Genomic DNA, 18,395 nt, shown 5'->3' with positions numbered 1-18,395 from the left:
GTAGACTCTTAAACGTAGGATTAAAACAGTTGTTTTAATTTATACCAGTTCACTGTAGAAAACAATCTCATTACAAATACAGCCGCGAATAATATAAAAGTATGCGAGTGTGCGAGCTAAGTATAAATTCAACACATAAAAAACCCTTAAGCTTGAACTTAAGGGTCTCTATTTTATAAGCTTTAACACAGGGTTGTCGCAGCGTTAGCTCACAGGCTTGTGGCAATTACCACATTAAATCATCAGGAATTGCGTAATCTGCATAGGGATCATCTTCAACGACCACAGCTTTAGATTCATCCTGTTGCCACAGATAACCACACCACTGCGGCACCAGCAGTTTAACTCGCTCGGCTAACTTATGTGGTACTAAGTAACTCTTATCTTCGTAACGCACTATGCCTAACTGCCCTTTAAGCAATTCTGCCTGCAGTTTTTCATCTATGTATAAAGAATAGATTTTATTATCAAGAGTATAGTTAAATTTCACTTCAGCATAAGCTGGGATCTTAATCGCAGACTTAGTGAACTCAGTGATTAAACCGCGCACCTGTCCACGCTCAGATGCCTCAGCAAAACGTTGCTCATTTAGCGCTTTATCTTTTTGCGCCTGCAACCGTTTTTGCTCGGCCACTTCTTGCTTAAAAGCACTGGAGCCATCATCAACTCGTGATTTTTTGTCACGGCGTTTTTGAGTCTTAACATCGCGAACCTTTTGTTTACTGGCAAGCCCTGCTTTGAGTAGCTGCTCTTGTAATGCATTAGCCATGGATCATTACCTACTTAATTTCTATAAAATCAAAGTTCTCGATTTTGAATATCAAACATCTAAAACCAAACTACATTTTTGCGGCCAGTTCGCCAAGCTCTGTCATCGCTATACTGGCGCCGCCAAGTGACCAACCGCCATCAACCGGCAGCACAACTCCCGTAATATAGGAAGCTAATTCAGAGCCTAAGAATAGCGCGGCATTGGCGATATCCTGACCTGCGCCGTTGCGTTTTAGCGGAACGGATTGGGCAACCTTTTGTTGTAATGCAGCGCTGGGTGCAAGGCGATTAAAGCCTTCAGTGTTAGCTATGGGGCCTGGCATAATCGAATTAATTCTCAGCCCCTCACAGCCCCACTCTAACGCTAAAGTTCGCGTCAGCATATCCACACCCGCTTTAGCCGCACACACATGAACTTGCATTGGCATAGCGATCGAAGCCTGCGGCGCCGAAATCTGGATAATATTGCCATTGGGGCGACGCAGCAAAGGATAAGCCTGCTTTAGCACTTGAAAACTGCCGAGCAAATCAATGTCCATCACCGACTTAAAACCATTGGCCGAAAGCTTTGCGGCGCTGGCAGGGAAATTCCCCGCCGCGCCGCTTACCAGCACATCGATAAAACCAAACTCAGAAGCGATTTTATCAAAACCGACTTCAAGGGCGCTAAGATCGCGCACATCAAAACTCACACCCAAATGAATACCGTCAGGATTGGCCTGTTGCAACTGCAATACCGCGGCATTGATTTTATCTTGACTGCGGCTCGCAACGGCCACATTTGCGCCAGCCTGTGCGAACGCAATGGCAATCGCGAGATTTATCCCACTGGTTCCTCCGACAACGACAACATTCTTACCTTGATAGTTAAACATCGTAGCATTAAACATGGGCGTTCTCCGTGAACAGTGAGATAAGCACTCAGGGTGTGATTAATTATTTTATGTTGTCATTCAACATACTATTTCAATTTTTATCCATCATATCAAGGATACCAACAAGCGATTCCAAGCCTTTTTTATTTAAACGACGGTCAAACGGCTTTCAAACCGCGCTTTAGACGGCTAGTGTGGCGTCTATGCCAATGATTGGTGAATCGCTTGCAATGCCGCTAACGGATCGGCGGCTTTGGTGATTGGGCGGCCAATCACTAGGTAATCAGAACCCGCTGCTATCGCTTGAGGTGGCGTCATCACGCGATGTTGATCGCCAGCATCACTGCCAACTGGGCGGATCCCAGGCGTCACGAGCTTGAAATCCTGACCTAACAGTGATTTCAAGGCTGTCGCTTCTTGGGCGGAACACACCACGCCATCGAGTCCCGCTTGCTGCGTGAGCTTCGCCAAACGTTGCACATGCTCAAACGCAGGCACATTGATGCCGAGTAATTTAAGATCGTCATCACTCATCGAGGTTAATACCGTGACCGCGATCAGCATAGGCGCTTTGTCGCCGTATGGCAGCAAGGCCTTTTTGGCCGCTTCCATCATGGCTAAGCCACCGCTGGCATGTACGTTCGTCATCCATACGCCCAGCTCAGCAGCAGCGGCCACGGCTTTGGCGACAGTATTGGGAATATCGTGAAATTTCAAATCAAGGAATAAATCAAAACCACGATCATGGATATCTTTCACCAGTTGCGGGCCAAACAAGGTAAACATTTCTTTGCCAACTTTAAGGCGGCACATGTTGGGATCGAGTTTTTCTATCAGTTGTAAAGCATGGTTTTTATTATCGTAATCAAGCGCTACGAGGATAGGTTTAGTCGTCATCATCTCTCCAACGGGGTTACACAAACTGTGTATTCTTCTAATAGATTATTCGCCGTCTAGGCCTCGGATCCGTTTAATGCTGCCCCAGTTTTTACAGGAAGGACAATGCCAGTAAAGCGCATGGGAAGGAAAACCACACTCCTTACAACGGTAACTCGGACGGAATTTAATTTGTTGTTCAACGAGCTGCTCTAGCATAGTTAAACTTTGCTTGGCTTGCCCTTCTTCGGCTTGACGCAAATGCATTTGCATCAAGTGCTGAAAACCTTTCATGGTAGGATGGCGATATAACGCATCGAGTACCATGGTCTCTGCCGCTTTAATCTCATCAAGACTTATCATGTGCTGCGCTAAGGCGACCACCACAGAAGCACCGGCGCCATCGGCCATGGCGCCCGCGAGTAATTCTTGAAAACCTTCTTTATCTTGCGTATCGCGATAAACTTGTTTGGCCGTTGGAATCGCATCGGCAAAAAGCTCGATATCGGCTTTTTTCAGTTGCAGCAGCATTTGCTTACACTGGGCATAATCTTGAATATCGAGGAATTTTTTCGCTAGGGTCAATAATGCACGACCGCATTGGGGATCTTGCTTCAGCGCCTGTTGCAGCAGTTTAATTTTCTGCGCGTCATCACTGGCTTCATCGGCTAACTGGCAATAGAAATGCGCCGTTAACGGCTTTAAAACTTGCTGACGTTTACGACTCAAACGCTTAGTGATATCAATGGCTTTTTGCCACTCTTTAATCACTTGATAGATAGCAATCAGCTGTGTTTCAGATTCTTCACTGTGATCGTCTTGGCTGACCAAGTTGATAAAGATTTCTTCAGCTCTGTCGTAAAAACCTGCTGCTAGATAATCTTTACCCAGCTCCATCATAGCGATGTCACGCTGCTCATTGTTTAATGTAGGCCGCGCGATTAAATTTTGATGGATACGAATAGAGCGGTCGACCTCTCCTCGCTTACGGAACAGCGAACCGAGTGACAGATGGGTATCTATGGTTTCATCGTCAACATCTAGCATACTGATAAACAAATCGACAGCTTTATCCGATTCGTTCGACAGTAAGAAATTGAGGCCAGTAAAATAATCCCGGCTCAATTGTTTACGTTGATTACTTTGATTCTGCCTTATGCTCCGTCGCCCCATATACCAACCATAGGCGGCAGCAATGGGAAGCAACAGAAAGAGGATCTCAAGCATATTAGGCGTCTACATCCTGAGGGATTTTAGCGATCACTTGATTTAGTTTCTTTTTAGTTGCCGCTAAACTTAATTTCAAGCGGACAATATAGTAGCTAGCAAATAACCAACTCAAAATAAAACCAGCAAAAAAGACAATCGCTAAGACAACAGGTAAACGATATTCACCCTGTGCGACAAAATAGCTGATGGTCACCACTTGTTCGTTACGCGCGCCAAAAATCAACGCCAGAATAAATAACAGTGCCACAAGCACAGTTGCTACAAATGATTTCACGCTGCACTCCCTAAACGCGTTTCAATTTAATGATTATCCAAGAAATTTACTAAGCTGACCAGCATTGCCTTGCAATCGATACAAAAAAGCCTCCTAACGGAGGCTTTTTACTATGCGGTCAATCACACATTAACGGCGTCAACACGCTCGCGCAGTTCTTTGCCTGGCTTAAAGTGCGGGACGTATTTACCTTCCAAATCGACTGATGAACCAGTCTTTGGATTACGGCCAGTCCGCGGTGCACGATAGTGAAGCGAGAAACTACCAAAGCCACGGATCTCAATACGATCACCGCTTTCTAATGTTGTTGCCATTTGCTCCAACATTTCTTTGATTGCGCCTTCAACCTCTTTCGCCGACAGCTGCGACTGCCTGGTGGCGAGTTTTTCGATAAGTTCAGATTTCGTCATCCTAGCTATCCCCTATTATCAAGCCAAACACAGTCGCCTAATGGGGAGAGATGTCTCCCCAAACAACAGGCGATTATTTACGAGCTGCTTTAAACGCTTCAGCCATTGCATTGCTAATAACAGCGTCATCTTGTTTGTTCAGAGTCGCCATTACTTCTTTCTCTTCAGCTTCGTCTTTCGCTTTGATTGACAGGCTGATAGAGCGGTTCTTACGGTCAACACCCATGAACTTAGCTTCGATTGCATCACCTACATTATAGACAGTAGATGCATCTTCGATACGCTCACGTGAAATGTCAGCTACACGGATGTAACCTTCAACAGTGTCAGCCAGTTCAACAGTCACACCTTTAGCATCAACAGCAGAAACAGTACCGTTTACGATAGTACCTTTCTTCTTGTCAGCCAAGTATGCGTTGAATGGATCATCTTCAGTTTGCTTAACACCTAAGCTGATGCGCTCACGCTCTGGATCTACAGACAGAACCACTGCATGGATTTCATCGCCTTTCTTGTATTCAGAAACTGCGTCTTCGCCAGTACCGTTCCAAGAAATGTCAGACAGGTGAACTAGACCATCGATACCGCCGTCAAGACCGATAAAGATACCGAAGTCAGTGATTGACTTGATCTTACCAGAAACCTTGTCGCCTTTGTTGTAACGAGTTGCGAAGTCATCCCATGGATTGGTCTTACATTGTTTCAGACCTAGAGAAATACGACGACGCTCTTCATCGATGTCCAGAACCAGAACTTCAACTTCATCACCTAAGTTAACCACTTTAGATGGGTGAATGTTCTTGTTAGTCCAATCCATTTCAGAAACGTGAACCAGACCTTCAACGCCTTCTTCGATTTCTACGAAGCAACCGTAGTCAGTTAGGTTAGTAACGCGACCAGTTAAACGTGTGTTTTCTGGGTAGCGTTTGCTGATTTCTAACCATGGATCTTCGCCAAGTTGTTTCAGACCTAGAGACACACGAGTGCGCTCACGATCGTACTTCAGTACTTTAACGTTGATTTCATCGCCAACATTGACGATTTCTGATGGATGTTTAACACGTTTCCACGCCATATCTGTGATATGTAACAGACCGTCAACACCACCTAAATCTACGAATGCACCGTAGTCAGTCAGGTTCTTAACGATACCCTTAACTGCTTGACCTTCTTGCAGGTTTTCTAACAGTGCATCACGCTCAGCGCTGCTTTCTGATTCGATAACTGCACGACGAGAAACAACAACGTTGTTACGCTTCTGGTCTAGCTTGATAACTTTGAATTCTAATTCTTTGTACTCTAAGTGAGCGGTGTCGCGAACTGGGCGCACGTCAACTAGAGAACCTGGTAAGAAGGCACGGATACCGTTTAATTCAACAGTGAAACCGCCTTTAACTTTACCATTGATGATACCGATTACAGTTTCAGCATCTTCATAAGCTTTTTCCAGAACGATCCAAGCTTCATGACGTTTCGCTTTTTCGCGAGACAGTTGAGTCTCACCGAAGCCGTCTTCAACAGAGTCAAGAGCTACGTCAACTTCATCGCCAACTTGAATTTCTAAAACGCCTTGAGCGTTTTTGAATTGTTCAGCTGGGATTGGGCTTTCAGACTTCAGACCCGCGTCAACCAGTACCATACCGTTTTTGATTGATACAACAGTACCACGAACGATAGAGCCTGGACGGAATTCCAGAGTTTGAAGGGATTGTTCAAATAGATCAGCAAAAGATTCAGTCATGTTTAGGTTACTTTCTTTATTAAACCACTGTCCGTCCTAGACGTGGAGTCAGTCAAATTATCCGTATCATCCTTAATACGAATACCTATCCGGTGGACTAACTTAGTTAGTGCCGGATAATTTTTGGTTGATAAAGTTAAGCGCAAGCGCTAGCACTTCATCAATACCCTTACCGCTAGTATCGATAATGAGCGCGTCATCGGCGGGGACTAAAGGAGCCACCGGACGATTCATATCGCGGTCATCACGTTCGATAATTTCACTTAAAAGGCGCTCGATATTAACATCGAAGCCCTTGTCCTGCAACTGATTATAGCGTCTTTGGGCACGCTCTTCAGCTGAGGCGGTTAAATATAATTTTGCCGGCGCACTTGGGAAAACCACTGTTCCCATGTCACGACCATCGGCAATTAATCCTGGCGCCGTTTTAAAGGCCCGTTGGCGACGTAATAAGGCTTCTCTCACCCGTGGAAAGGCAGCGACTTTTGAAGCGGCATTCGAGCACTCTTGGGTGCGAATGTCGTTGGTGACGTCTTCACCTTCCAATATCACTTGAACCGGATCTTTATCATTGCCTGTTAGAAACTTCACATCCAGATGTGCCGCTAACAACGTGATAGACTCTTCATTTTCCAGTTCAACGTTATGATGAATTGCTGCAAGCGCAAGAACTCGGTAAATGGCACCACTATCAAGTAGTTGCCAACCTAGATGCTGAGCCAATAATTGACTAATTGTACCTTTGCCAGCACCACTTGGGCCGTCGATTGTGACTACAGGAGCCCGTTCAGACATACATTCCTCCGCAAAAAATAACCATCATCCGTGAGTTCATCAAGTGAGCCCCCGAAAATGAGCGCGCAGCATTGTACAACAAAAGACAAACAAAATCCGTGGATTTTTTATGAAGAATAGAAGCCGCACAAATACGGCTTACAATTCTTGACATCGATGGTTGTAACAATGACGAAACAAACAGACTTAGCCTTGCAGGCTCGCAAACTGCTTAAAGTAGTCAGGGAATGTTTTAGAAGTACAGTCAGGATCATTGATGGTGATACCGCAATCGGCAAATGCCAGCATAGAAAAGCACATGGCCATGCGGTGATCATTGTAGGTATCAATTTCAGCGGTGTTAATCACGGCTGGCGGGGTGATTTTAATGTAGTCATTGCCCTCTTCAACCTCGGCGCCCACTTTTCGCAGTTCAGTTGCCATAGCCGCTAACCGGTCGGTTTCTTTAATACGCCAGTTATAGATATTGCGAATAACCGTCGTGCCTTTAGCAAATAATGCGGCCGTTGCAATGGTCATGGCCGCATCGGGAATATGGTTCATATCTAAGTCGACGGCCGTTAATTGGGAGCCGCGGGCAATAATATAGTCATCGCCCCACTCGATATCTGCGCCCATTTTTTCGAGCACATCGGCAAATTTTACATCGCCTTGGATACTCAAACGACCCACACCCGTGACTTTGACTTCGCCGCCCTTAATCGCCCCAGCCGCGAGGAAATATGATGCCGATGACGCATCGCCTTCTACCAGTACTTTACCTGGTGATATATAACGCTGGCCTGCAACAATCTCAAAACGCGCGTAGTCATGGTTAATGACGTTAACGCCGAACTGCGCCATCAAAGCGATAGTAATATCGATATAAGGCTTAGAGACTAACTCACCTTTGACATGGATATTGACGCTGCCCTTAGCAAGCGGCGCCACCATCAACAAAGCCGTTAAAAACTGGCTCGATAAATCGCCTGCAATTTCAACATCACCGCCATTAAGGCCAGTGGCATTAATCGTCAGTGGCGGGAAACCGTCATTTTTAAGATAAACAATATTGGCACCGAGTTGCCTTAAGGCATCGACTAAATCGCCAATCGGACGCTCTTCCATACGTGGTTCGCCCGTGAGGGTAAATTCACCTTGGCCTAAGGTTAAGGCGGCGCATAAGGGGCGCATTGCGGTACCCGCATTGCCTAAAAACAATTCCTGCGCGGATGCTGAGGAAATCACACCACCTAAACCATCGAGTTCACACACAGTATTGTTTTGCGATAAACGGTAGTTAACCCCTAACTGCTTGAGGGAGGCCAGCATGTGGCGGATATCATCTGAATCGAGCAGATTGGTGAGCGTGGTCGTACCTTGGGCTAAGGTGGCCAATAATAAGGCTCGATTTGAAATACTTTTTGAGCCCGGAATATTGATTTCACCGTGGACTTGCACAACAGGTTCAAGACGTAATTGCTTCATGAATAAATCTTCTTTCTCTATAGGGCGTCATCATCACGATCACGCGGACTGAATACGCAAAATGGCAACTTCACGCTACAGCGCGTCAAGTTAAGATTACAAATAAAAGGAGATTGGGGCCTTGTTGGTGCTTCGTCGTTATAAAATTACCGATTGTCGCTAAGGATTCAACCGTTTTTTCGAGAAAAATGGCATTTTGGTCAGATTATTTGCTGAGATCAGTGTAAAAATAACAAAAACGCAAAATTTAAGCGGTTAATTTATGATTTAACCGTATTTTTGGCAGGCTTTTTTGCCAAGATAACTGGCGTGTAATCACAGTTTTCACTTTAATTACTTTACCTTTCCGCGCTATTCTACCCTTTAAACGATAAATAACGCATATCTGATACGAACAATCACGTTTGCACTATAACCAGAAAGGTAGATGGAGCTATGTTTAACTCACTCATCGCAATGCCAGCGGACCCCATCCTTGGCTTGTTAACTCAGTACCGCGAAGACTCTCACCCACAAAAAGTGGATTTAGGTGTGGGCGTTTATAAAGATCCTACCGGCGTTACCCCTATTCTAAGCTGCGTGAAAAAAGCGGAAAAATTCCGTCTCGATACCGAAACCACCAAAGTGTATATCGGCCCAACAGGCTCACCACAATTCAACACCTTGATGACGGAATTAGCCTTTGGTGTTGGCCACAGTGCCATTATCGCTAACCGTATCCGCACAGTTTCAACACCCGGTGGTACAGGCGCGCTGCGCGTGGCGGGTGACTTTATCAAACGCTGCAACCCGAATGCCGTGTTATGGGTAAGCGATCCAACTTGGGCAAACCATATCGGTTTATTCGAAGCGGCTGGCATTACTGTTAAAACCTATCCTTACTATGACTACGATAGAAAATCATTGAAATTTGATGAGATGCTTGCTGCATTATCGCAAGTAAGTACTGATGATGTGGTGTTATTCCACGCCTGTTGCCATAACCCAAGCGGAATGGATTTAACCACAGAGCAATGGGATAAAGTGGTTGCCCTTACAAAAGAGCAAGGCTTTACGCCACTGATTGACATGGCCTACCAAGGCTTTGGTGATGGCGTTGATATTGATGCCTACGGCGTGCGTCATATGGCGGCAGCGGTCGATAATATGATCCTGTGCAGCTCATGCTCGAAAAACTTCGGTTTGTACCGTGAGCGTATTGGTTCCTGCTCTGTGATTGCCAAAGATGCCAATACCGCCAATATCGCGCAATCGGTACTGCTTTATGTGGTTCGCTGCCTTTACTCTATGCCACCTGCCCATGGCGCGGCGATTGTTGAGACGATTTTAGGATCAAAAGAATTAACCCAAGAATGGCTTGATGAGCTGAAAGTGATGCGCGATCGCATCAACGGCAACCGCGCCATTTTAGTGGATAAACTTAAAGCCAACGGCGTAAACCGTGACTTTAGCTTTATCGCCCGCCAAAAAGGTATGTTCTCTTTCCTTGGGGTGGCTCCAGAGCAAGTGGCGCGCCTACAAAAAGAATTCAGCATCTATATGGTAGGTTCAAGCCGCATCAGTATTGCTGGGATCAGTGAAGATAACGTCGATTACTTAGCCCAATCAATTGCTAAAGTGCTCTAAGCGCCGCTGAGTTTATCTGCACCGCTCACTCTGCTGTATTCCCGCAATAAAGGAATACAGCAGAGTTCATTTACCGCCTCAAGTGTTAAATTTTTCAATCATCCCACCCGATCAGTTTTGGCAGTTCATTAACCTCAGTTTCATATCCACAATATGACAAGCAAGGCCACGTCTCACTGTTCAAGCATTTATTTTTAATCGTAAAACCACATTCTAGTGATTTTGACATCGCGGCTTTATCGCAATAAGCCACAAATTGTGACCTCGGTCGGCGGATTTCCATTTCATTAATCAGGACTGCGGCTATTTTCACTTTTTAAAGCCAACGCCACTGAGTAGATTAGTGGTCATCATAGAACTTGTGGATGTTCAGCCATGTTATTACAAGATAAATTAATGCAAATCGTCACCAACCCGCTGCTTTCACCCAAGCAAAAATCCAACTATTTAGCATTAGAAGCGGAAGCCAGTTTGCCCTATATGTCGATATCGCCCGAGGTAAAAGCGGCGATGAATGACGGTATTATTTGCGACATGTTTGAAGGCCATGCGCCGTTTAAACCACGCTATGTGTTGCCAGATTATGCCCGCTACCTTCAACAAGGCTCTGAATACTTAGAGTTATCTGCGGCAAAAAACTTGGACGAAGCCATCAATGCCTTAACGATTCTGTATCATCACGTGCCATCGGTGACCAATATCCCCGTGTATTTAGGTCAGCTGGATGACATTTTGATGCCTTTCGTTGAAGGAATGGATGCGGAAGTCCTTTATCGTAAATTAAAACTATTCTGGATCATGCTCGACCGAACCCTGCCCGATGCCTTTATGCATGTGAATATTGGCCCTACAGATAACATCGTTTGCCGCACCCTACTGCGCATTGATGCCGAGTTAAAACAAGTTGCCCCCAATTTGACCTTTATGTACGACCCCGCCGTCACGCCAGATGAATTGTTGTTACTTGCGACCACCAACATTTGTCAGTGCAGTAAGCCACATATCGCGAATTACCCTCTGCATGCCAGTGCGTTTGATGAGCGCGGTTTTGGTATTGTCAGTTGCTACAACGCGTTGCCGTTAGCGGGCGGCGCCAATACTTTAGTTCGACTTAATCTTAAAGAAGTGGCGTTAAAGGCCAATTCTATAAACGATTTTTTTGATACTGTATTGCCAAATTACTGCTCACTCACCTTCGAGCTCATTGACGCGCGCTCGGCATTTTTGCATCAAGAATCACACTTCTTTGACAGCTTTTTAGTTAAAGAACAATTGATTGATGAATCGCGCTTTGCACCCATGTTTGGTATTTACGGCATGGCAGAAGCCGTGAATATTCTGCGGACATTCACGGCTACTGATGTAACGAAGTTATCTCAACGAGATCAACACACTGGCTATGGTCATCAGACAGACGCAAATCAACTTGGCTACCGTATTTCTGCCACGCTCGATGCCATAGTGAAATCCACACCCGTCGCCCATGGTTACCATGAGCGGGCACTACTGCATTCACAGGGCGGTATCAGTATCGACAACGATGTGACTCCCGGTGTCCGCATCCCCTATGGCACTGAACCGAATCCCATCGCCCATATTCAAGCCTTAGCGCAGCATCATCAGTATTATACGGCGGGGATTAGCGATATTTTGACTATCGATGAAACCGTGAAATCCAATCCTCAAGCCATGTTCCAACTGTGTAAAGCCGCGCTTGAGTTAGGTTTTAGGGAGTTTACCGCCAATGTCGCCTCTAACGATTTAATGCGCGTGACTGGCTATATGGTAAAACGCTCAGATATTGAAGCGTTTAAACAGTGCGGCTCGCGTCTCAATACCACAGGCTTAGCCGCAGAAGCTACGGTTAATACGGGAATATTGCAACGACAAGCACGAGTTATCGCCCATGAACACTCCCCTTGTGTCTTTAAATAGACACGCTATTGTCAGTCAGCTATTGCCCTTTTCATGCGTCGACGGGCCTGGCAGCAGGCTCGTGTTATTCTTGCAGGGCTGCAACTATCAATGCAAAAACTGCCATAACCCACATACCATAGGTTTATGCGATGCCTGTGGCGATTGTGTCGCCACCTGCCCTGACAATGCGCTGACATTAATAAACCTCAATGATAAGCCTCGCATTCACTGGGATAATGAGCGTTGTAGCCAATGCGATACTTGTCTTGCCGTATGCCCGAAACAAGCGAGCCCTAAGGTCAGTCGTTACACCGTTGAGGAGATACTGACGATTCTCCATAGTCAGCGTCACTTTATTAATGGTATTACGGTTAGCGGCGGCGAAGCGAGTCTGCAACTGCCATTTATTCTTGCGTTGTTTAAAGGAATTAAGGCGACAGAGTCGTTATCACACTTAACTTGCATGCTCGACACCAATGGCAGTTTAAGTCTAACGGGATGGCATAAACTGCTGCCGTTTTTAGATGGCGCTATGGTGGATCTTAAAGCGTGGCAGCAAGATACCCATAGGTATATTACCGGTCGTGATAACCATGCCGTGTTCAAATCAATCCAGTTATTGGCTAAACAGCAAAAACTGTATGAGGTGAGATTGCTGCACATTCCGAGCATCACGGATTATGAGGAAGAAATAGACGCACTAGCGACCTATTTACTTCTGCTAGGCCCAGATACGCGAGTTAAGTTAAATGCCTTTCACCATCATGGTGTTGTCGATGAAGCTCTCAATTGGCCAAGCTGTAAACAAGCCGATATTGAACGCTTAGCCGCAACGCTTGCAAAGCGAGGCGTAACCAATCTCGTGTTGCCTTCTATATACCTTTAACGACTGCAAAGCAAAATTTGCTCATAAAGCCAGCGCAGTGCGGGATCTTTCATGCTTTGACTATGCCAAACTAAGCTGTAAGCCACTTTGCCATATTCTATAGGCAAAGATTTAATCGTTAAGCCTTGAGCTTGGCTAGCGATGGATGCCCAGCGGCGCGAGCAGGTAAAGAGCAACTCACTGTGATGGCACATTAACGCCGCACTGCCAAAGTCTGGGACCGAAATGGGAACGGCACGTTTTTTAGATTGCTGGGCGAGCAAAATATCAAAAAAAGGCGTACTCAGATCTGTGTCTGTAATGCCAATATGGCTAAAACTCAGGTAATCATCAAAGCTGATATGCGGCTGTTTAGCCAAGGGATGGGATGAATTCATCAGGCAGATCATTTCATCGCTAAACAAGGTTTCCCATACCAGATCGTCTTGAAGAGGATTAGGTTGACTCAGATCATGGGGTAACAGCACAAAGTCTAATGTACCTTTAAGCAATCCATCAAAACCAATATTGTCTTTGCTGTAAATATCGAGGCGAATATTAGGAGCCAAATTCAGAATATGGGCGCTGAGCTTGGCGGCCAGCAGCTCAAAGGTACTTTCCCGCATCGCAAGCGAGAAACGCCCCTCAAAATGTGCAGGGTTAAACGCATCCTGACTCATGATCTGATTCATATCATTGATCATCTGCTGCACACTTGGCCCTAATCGTCTTGCCAATGGGGTTGCTACAAGTGAGTTGCCGTTACGATAGAACAGTTCATCGTTTAAACTGTCCCTGAGCTGGCTTAAGGTTTTACTGACGGATGAGGGGCTTAAACATAAACGTTCGGCGCTGGCGGTTACACTCAGGGTATCGAGCATCACATGCAAAGTGATCAAATGCTTCATACTAATCCGCGAAAGTTTGGCCAAATCCATCGGTGACATCCTATTGATTTATCGTGTATACACATCTAAAGATACGTTCTTTTAATTATGATAAACAATAACATACAACTAACCCAGCATCTTACTCAGTAATGCGCGTCAGCTCACAGGCTTTCTCAAAACGAGTGTTCTTGAAGGCATCTGGTCTCAACGTCATCTTGCTTAACGCCATTGTCGATAAATTAAAGTTAACAAAAAAGCGAATGCATTTGAGCATTCGCTTTTGGGATGTCTCACTTGAGATGGCTAACTGATGATCAACATTCAATAAGCATAACGTTGATATTCAAGCAGCAAACTCTAGACGCTAAGCGTCGCAAGCTAATGAGTAACTCAATACAGCTAAGCCTAGCTATGTTTGTTTGCAAACTCATTCATAAACTTGACCAAGGCAACTACGCCATCGAGTGGCATTGCATTATAGAGGCTAGCACGCATACCACCTACGATACGATGGCCCTTTAAGGCAACGAGTCCAGCTATTTGGGCTTGCTTTAGGAACTCACTATCGAGCGCTTCGTTGACTAATTGGAAAGTCACGTTCATTTGTGAGCGGTTCGCTGCAACAACCCCATTACGGTAGAAAGCATTACCATCAATGCATTGATATAACATCTGCGCTTTTTGTTGATTAATTTTTGCAATACTCGCAATGCCGCCAATGGACTTAAGCCAAGCAAAGACTTCAGCGGCGAGATACCAAGCAAAGGTTGGCGGTGTGTTGAACATAGAGTCATGCTCAACGGCTAAACGATAGTCCATGATGGACGACTGCGGTAAACTCGGCAGTTTTAACATGTCATCGCGCACTATCACTATCGACAGACCCGATGGACCTATGTTCTTTTGTGCGCCAGCGTAAATCAAACCGTAGCGGCTGACGTCGATTTCACGTGACATAATGGTTGACGATAAATCGGCAACAATTGGCCAAGGTGAGTCTAATTCATCAAAAATTTCGATACCATCTACTGTCTCATTAGGGCTGTAGTGAACATAGCGATAATCGGCATCGATTTTATGTAAATCAGGCAAGACAACCGCATTGAGTCCATTGTGTTTTTCAACAATATTCAAGCTATCAATCTGCGCTTCACCCACGAGCTTTTGTGCTTCGGCTAATGCGGCAGATGACCATTGACCACTGACTAAATACAGGGCTCGGCCATGATTACCTAAAAAATTATTCACAACAGCGGAGAACTGTCCACGACCACCGCCGTGCATAAATAGCACATGGTAATTTGTGGGGATCTGCATCAGTTCACGTAAATCGGACTCGGCTTGTTGTGTAAGCGCGATGAACTCTTTACTTCGGTGGCTGATTTCCATCACGGAAACGCCTTGGCCATTCCAATCAAGTAATTCCTGTTGTGCTTTTTTCATTACCGCTGCGGGTAACATTGCAGGTCCAGCACAGAAATTATAAATCGCGCTCACTGACACTCTCCTTAATCCCAACCATGATGTAGGTATTGATAAATACGAAACCATTCTATAACGAACAATGCTATCAACATCAATGCCATTAAAAAAACGAGCGTCCAATTGGACGCTCGTTAATATGACACTTAATTACTCTTCGTCTTGCTCATCATCAGCAAGCTCGTCTTCATCTTCGTCCAACTCTTCTTCGTCATCCAGCGCTTCTTCAAGCGCCTCGTCGGCTAATTCGCCTTCGACAATGACAGGAACAATCGGTAAACCGTTTTCATCCAGCTCGACTTCATCTTCTTCAGTTTGGATTTCGTCGATACGTTGTAGGCCGACCACTTTCTCGTCGCCCGCAGTACGGATAATCGTTACACCTTGAGTGTTACGGCCAATGATAGACACGCCGCTCGCAGGTGTACGCACTAAGGTACCTTTATCACTGATGAGCATCAGTTCGTCGTTAAGACCGACTTGAACAGCCCCAACAACAGCGCCGTTACGTTCGCTCACCTTGATTGAAACTACACCTTTAGTCGCACGGCTCTTCGCAGGATATTCAGACAGTTGCGTCCGTTTACCGTAACCGTTTTCAGTCACAGTCAGAATCGCGCCATCGCCTTTGGGTACGATAAGCGACACGACTTTCTGACCTTCTTCTAAACGAATACCACGAACGCCTGTTGCAGTACGGCCCATAGGACGTAAGGACAAGACTTCTTCGCCGGTTTCAGGATCGGTTTTCACTTCGCCTGTTTCAGAATCACGTACTTTCTCACCAAAGCGAACCACTTTACCTTCGTTCGAGAACAGCATGATTTCGTCATCACCGTTAGTGATATCGACACCGATCAGTTGGTCACCGTCTTTGAGGTTAACGGCGATAATGCCGTTTGCACGTGGGTTGCTATAAGCAGTTAGTGCGGTTTTCTTCACAGTACCGTGTGAGGTGGCCATGATGATGTACTTGTCAGCAGCGTATTCACGTACTGGCAGAATCGCAGTAATGCGCTCGCCATCGGATAACGGCAACAAGTTAACAATTGGACGACCACGGGCCGTACGGCTCGCTAATGGCAGTTGATACACTTTGAGCCAGTACATCTTACCAAAATCAGAGAAGCACAAAATGGTATCATGGGTATTGGCAACTAACAGCTTCTCGACGAAATCTTCGTCTTTCACTTTCGTCGCGGCTTTACCTTTACCGCCACGGCGCTGGGCTTGGTAATCGGTCAATGGTTGATACTTGGCATAACCTAAGTGCGACAGTGTTACCACAACGTCTTCTTCGTTGATCAAGTCTTCAAGACTCATATCGACTTCGTTGGCATTGATCACTGTACGGCGCGCATCACCATATTCTTCAAGGATTTGAACTAATTCTTCCTTGATCACTTCCATCAAACGCTCAGGACTGCGCAAAATAAACAGCAGACCCGCGATAAATTCGAGCAGTTCTTCGTATTCGGCGATGATCTTATCGTGCTCAAGACCGGTCAAACGGTGTAAACGCAGTTCCAGAATGGCCTGAGCTTGTTGCTCAGTCAGGAAGTATTGACCGTCACGAATACCGTATTGTGGCTCTAACCACTCTGGACGCGCGGCGTCATCGCCCGCTTTTTCCAGCATGCCTTGAACGTGGCCTAATTCCCAACCTTGCTCAACCAATTTCACTTTGGCATCCGCAGGCGTTGGTGAGGCTTTGATCAGTGCAATAATCGGGTCAATGTTAGCCAGTGCAACCGCCAGCGCTTCCAAAATATGGGCACGCTCACGGGCTTTACGCAGTTCGAATACGGTACGACGCGTCACCACTTCACGGCGATGCAGAATAAAACATTCGAGCATTTCTTTAAGGTTAAACAGTTTAGGTTGACCATTGGTCAGGGCCACCATGTTAATCCCGAAAGAGCACTGCATTTGCGTTTGAGCATAAAGGTTATTGAGTACAACCTCGCCCACTTCACCGCGCTTAATTTCGATAACAATACGCATACCGTCTTTATCAGACTCGTCGCGTAGACCGCTAATCCCTTCAAGCTTTTTATCTTTAACCAGCTCGGCAATCTTCTCGATTAAACGGGCTTTGTTCACTTGATACGGGATTTCAGTGACGATAATGCGCTCACGGCCATTATCTTCGGTTTCCACATCTGCCAGAGCACGCATGATCGCGCGACCACGGCCAGTTTTATAGGCATCGATAATGCCTTTACGGCCATTGATAATCGCTGCAGTGGGGAAATCCGGACCTGGAATGTATTCCATCAACTGTTCAATCGACAGTGAAGGTTCTTCAATCAATGCCAAACAGCCTTTCACGACTTCCGTTAGGTTGTGTGGTGGAATGTTGGTTGCCATACCCACGGCAATACCCGATGAACCGTTAATTAACAGGTTAGGTACGCGTGTAGGTAATACAGCTGGGATCTGTTCTGTGCCGTCGTAGTTAGGGACGAAATCCACTGTCTCTTTTTCAAGATCAGCCAGTAATTGGTGCGCTAACTTATCCATACGGATTTCGGTATAACGCATTGCCGCCGCTGAGTCACCGTCGACCGAACCGAAGTTACCTTGGCCGTCTACTAAGGTGTAACGCAGTGAGAATGGCTGGGCCATACGGACGATAGTGTCATAAACAGCAGAGTCACCATGAGGGTGATATTTACCGATGACGTCACCAACCACACGGGCAGATTTTTTGTAAGGCTTGTTCCAATCGTTCTTCAATTCACTCATGGCAAACAGAACGCGGCGATGAACCGGCTTTAAGCCGTCGCGCACGTCTGGTAATGCACGTCCCACGATAACGCTCATGGCGTAATCAAGGTACGAATTCTTTAGTTCGTCTTCGATATTAATTGGCGAAATAGATGATGCCAGATCAGTCATAAACTGCTCGTTCCCCTGAAAAATAGCTGACAACGTATAATCCGTATCATTGCCTAGCCCAAAAACGTGATTTGGCATTCTAACACAGTTATTTAATGTCGCCAGACCTATCATTATCGAATTGAGAGTCTGGTGGCTTAATAGATGAAAACACTGTCAATTTGGTCGTTTGTGCGATAAACAAGCGTTGAAATTCACGGCTTACGATGAGGAAAAATCGTCAAAGGGATAAAGTAAAAGGTCGATACGGAGCACAACAATTAACATAAAAGCAG

Annotated in this window: 14 protein-coding genes and 1 pseudogene; 3 read left to right on the top strand and 12 right to left on the bottom strand. The window is 45.8% G+C overall.

The genetic code is table 11. The annotated features are described in order from the left end of the window. Positions 1 to 226: 226 nt before the first annotated feature. The 9 genes and pseudogenes from KO537_RS07255 to aroA all read right to left on the bottom strand — a co-directional run bounded on the left by KO537_RS07255 (position 227) and on the right by aroA (position 8,439). Positions 227 to 769, bottom strand: a complete 543-nt coding sequence (locus KO537_RS07255; RefSeq protein WP_028759879.1) for a DUF2058 domain-containing protein — start codon at positions 767 to 769, stop codon at positions 227 to 229. A gap of 70 nt (positions 770 to 839) precedes the next feature. Beyond that, positions 840 to 1,661, bottom strand: a complete 822-nt coding sequence (locus KO537_RS07250) for an SDR family oxidoreductase (protein WP_219234130.1) — start codon at positions 1,659 to 1,661, stop codon at positions 840 to 842. 186 nt (positions 1,662 to 1,847) lie between these two features. Further along, positions 1,848 to 2,543, bottom strand: a complete 696-nt coding sequence (gene pyrF / locus KO537_RS07245) for an orotidine-5'-phosphate decarboxylase (protein ID WP_011846776.1) — start codon at positions 2,541 to 2,543, stop codon at positions 1,848 to 1,850. Between the two features lie 45 nt (positions 2,544 to 2,588). Beyond that, positions 2,589 to 3,749 carry a lipopolysaccharide assembly protein LapB gene (lapB, locus tag KO537_RS07240; RefSeq protein WP_219234129.1) on the bottom strand — a complete coding sequence of 387 codons (1,161 nt, stop codon included), beginning with the start codon at positions 3,747 to 3,749 and terminating at the stop codon, positions 2,589 to 2,591. Between the two features lies 1 nt (position 3,750). Further along, positions 3,751 to 4,026 (bottom strand): lipopolysaccharide assembly protein LapA domain-containing protein, encoded by a 276-nt coding sequence (locus tag KO537_RS07235; RefSeq protein ID WP_028759876.1) that lies wholly within the window; start codon positions 4,024 to 4,026, stop codon positions 3,751 to 3,753. A gap of 122 nt (positions 4,027 to 4,148) precedes the next feature. Continuing rightward, positions 4,149 to 4,436: an integration host factor subunit beta gene (gene ihfB / locus KO537_RS07230; RefSeq protein ID WP_006081718.1), complete on the bottom strand. Its 288-nt coding sequence runs from the start codon at positions 4,434 to 4,436 to the stop codon at positions 4,149 to 4,151. 73 nt (positions 4,437 to 4,509) lie between these two features. Then, positions 4,510 to 6,180, bottom strand: a pseudogene (gene rpsA / locus KO537_RS07225) (30S ribosomal protein S1); the annotation flags it as partial. 99 nt (positions 6,181 to 6,279) lie between these two features. Next, positions 6,280 to 6,972, bottom strand: a complete 693-nt coding sequence (gene cmk / locus KO537_RS07220; RefSeq protein WP_028759874.1) for a (d)CMP kinase — start codon at positions 6,970 to 6,972, stop codon at positions 6,280 to 6,282. Positions 6,973 to 7,158: 186 nt separating this feature from the next. After that, on the bottom strand, positions 7,159 to 8,439 hold the full coding sequence (aroA, locus tag KO537_RS07215; protein ID WP_105252551.1) for a 3-phosphoshikimate 1-carboxyvinyltransferase: 1,281 nt from the start codon (positions 8,437 to 8,439) through the stop codon (positions 7,159 to 7,161). 435 nt (positions 8,440 to 8,874) lie between these two features. On the opposite strand from aroA, the gene KO537_RS07210 reads away from it, so the two are divergent. The 3 genes from KO537_RS07210 to KO537_RS07200 all read left to right on the top strand — a co-directional run bounded on the left by KO537_RS07210 (position 8,875) and on the right by KO537_RS07200 (position 12,868). Then, the gene (locus KO537_RS07210; RefSeq protein WP_219234128.1) at positions 8,875 to 10,065 is read left to right on the top strand and encodes an amino acid aminotransferase; all 1,191 of its coding nucleotides are present in this window, start codon (positions 8,875 to 8,877) and stop codon (positions 10,063 to 10,065) included. Between the two features lie 375 nt (positions 10,066 to 10,440). Further along, on the top strand, positions 10,441 to 12,000 hold the full coding sequence (locus KO537_RS07205; protein ID WP_219234127.1) for a YjjI family glycine radical enzyme: 1,560 nt from the start codon (positions 10,441 to 10,443) through the stop codon (positions 11,998 to 12,000). After that, positions 11,972 to 12,868, top strand: a complete 897-nt coding sequence (locus KO537_RS07200; RefSeq protein ID WP_173244741.1) for a YjjW family glycine radical enzyme activase — start codon at positions 11,972 to 11,974, stop codon at positions 12,866 to 12,868. The genes KO537_RS07205 and KO537_RS07200 overlap by 29 nt, the downstream gene beginning before the upstream one ends. Here the strand turns inward: KO537_RS07200 and KO537_RS07195 are convergent. The 3 genes from KO537_RS07195 to gyrA form a co-directional block, all read right to left on the bottom strand. Beyond that, on the bottom strand, positions 12,865 to 13,785 hold the full coding sequence (locus KO537_RS07195) for a LysR family transcriptional regulator (protein ID WP_173244738.1): 921 nt from the start codon (positions 13,783 to 13,785) through the stop codon (positions 12,865 to 12,867). The genes KO537_RS07200 and KO537_RS07195 overlap by 4 nt on opposite strands. Before the next feature lie 357 nt (positions 13,786 to 14,142). Continuing rightward, complete coding sequence (serC, locus tag KO537_RS07190) at positions 14,143 to 15,234, bottom strand: 3-phosphoserine/phosphohydroxythreonine transaminase (RefSeq protein ID WP_219234126.1); 1,092 nt, start codon at positions 15,232 to 15,234, stop codon at positions 14,143 to 14,145. Positions 15,235 to 15,369: 135 nt separating this feature from the next. Further along, positions 15,370 to 18,120, bottom strand: a complete 2,751-nt coding sequence (gene gyrA / locus KO537_RS07185) for a DNA gyrase subunit A (RefSeq protein WP_105253124.1) — start codon at positions 18,118 to 18,120, stop codon at positions 15,370 to 15,372. Between the last annotated feature and the right edge of the window lie 275 nt (positions 18,121 to 18,395).

This window comes from Shewanella sp. NKUCC01_JLK (assembly GCF_019345615.1).
In the GTDB taxonomy this organism is placed as follows: domain Bacteria; phylum Pseudomonadota; class Gammaproteobacteria; order Enterobacterales; family Shewanellaceae; genus Shewanella; species Shewanella oncorhynchi.
Note: the sequence above shows the minus strand (reverse complement) of the source record. Positions and strands in the feature narration are given on the sequence as shown.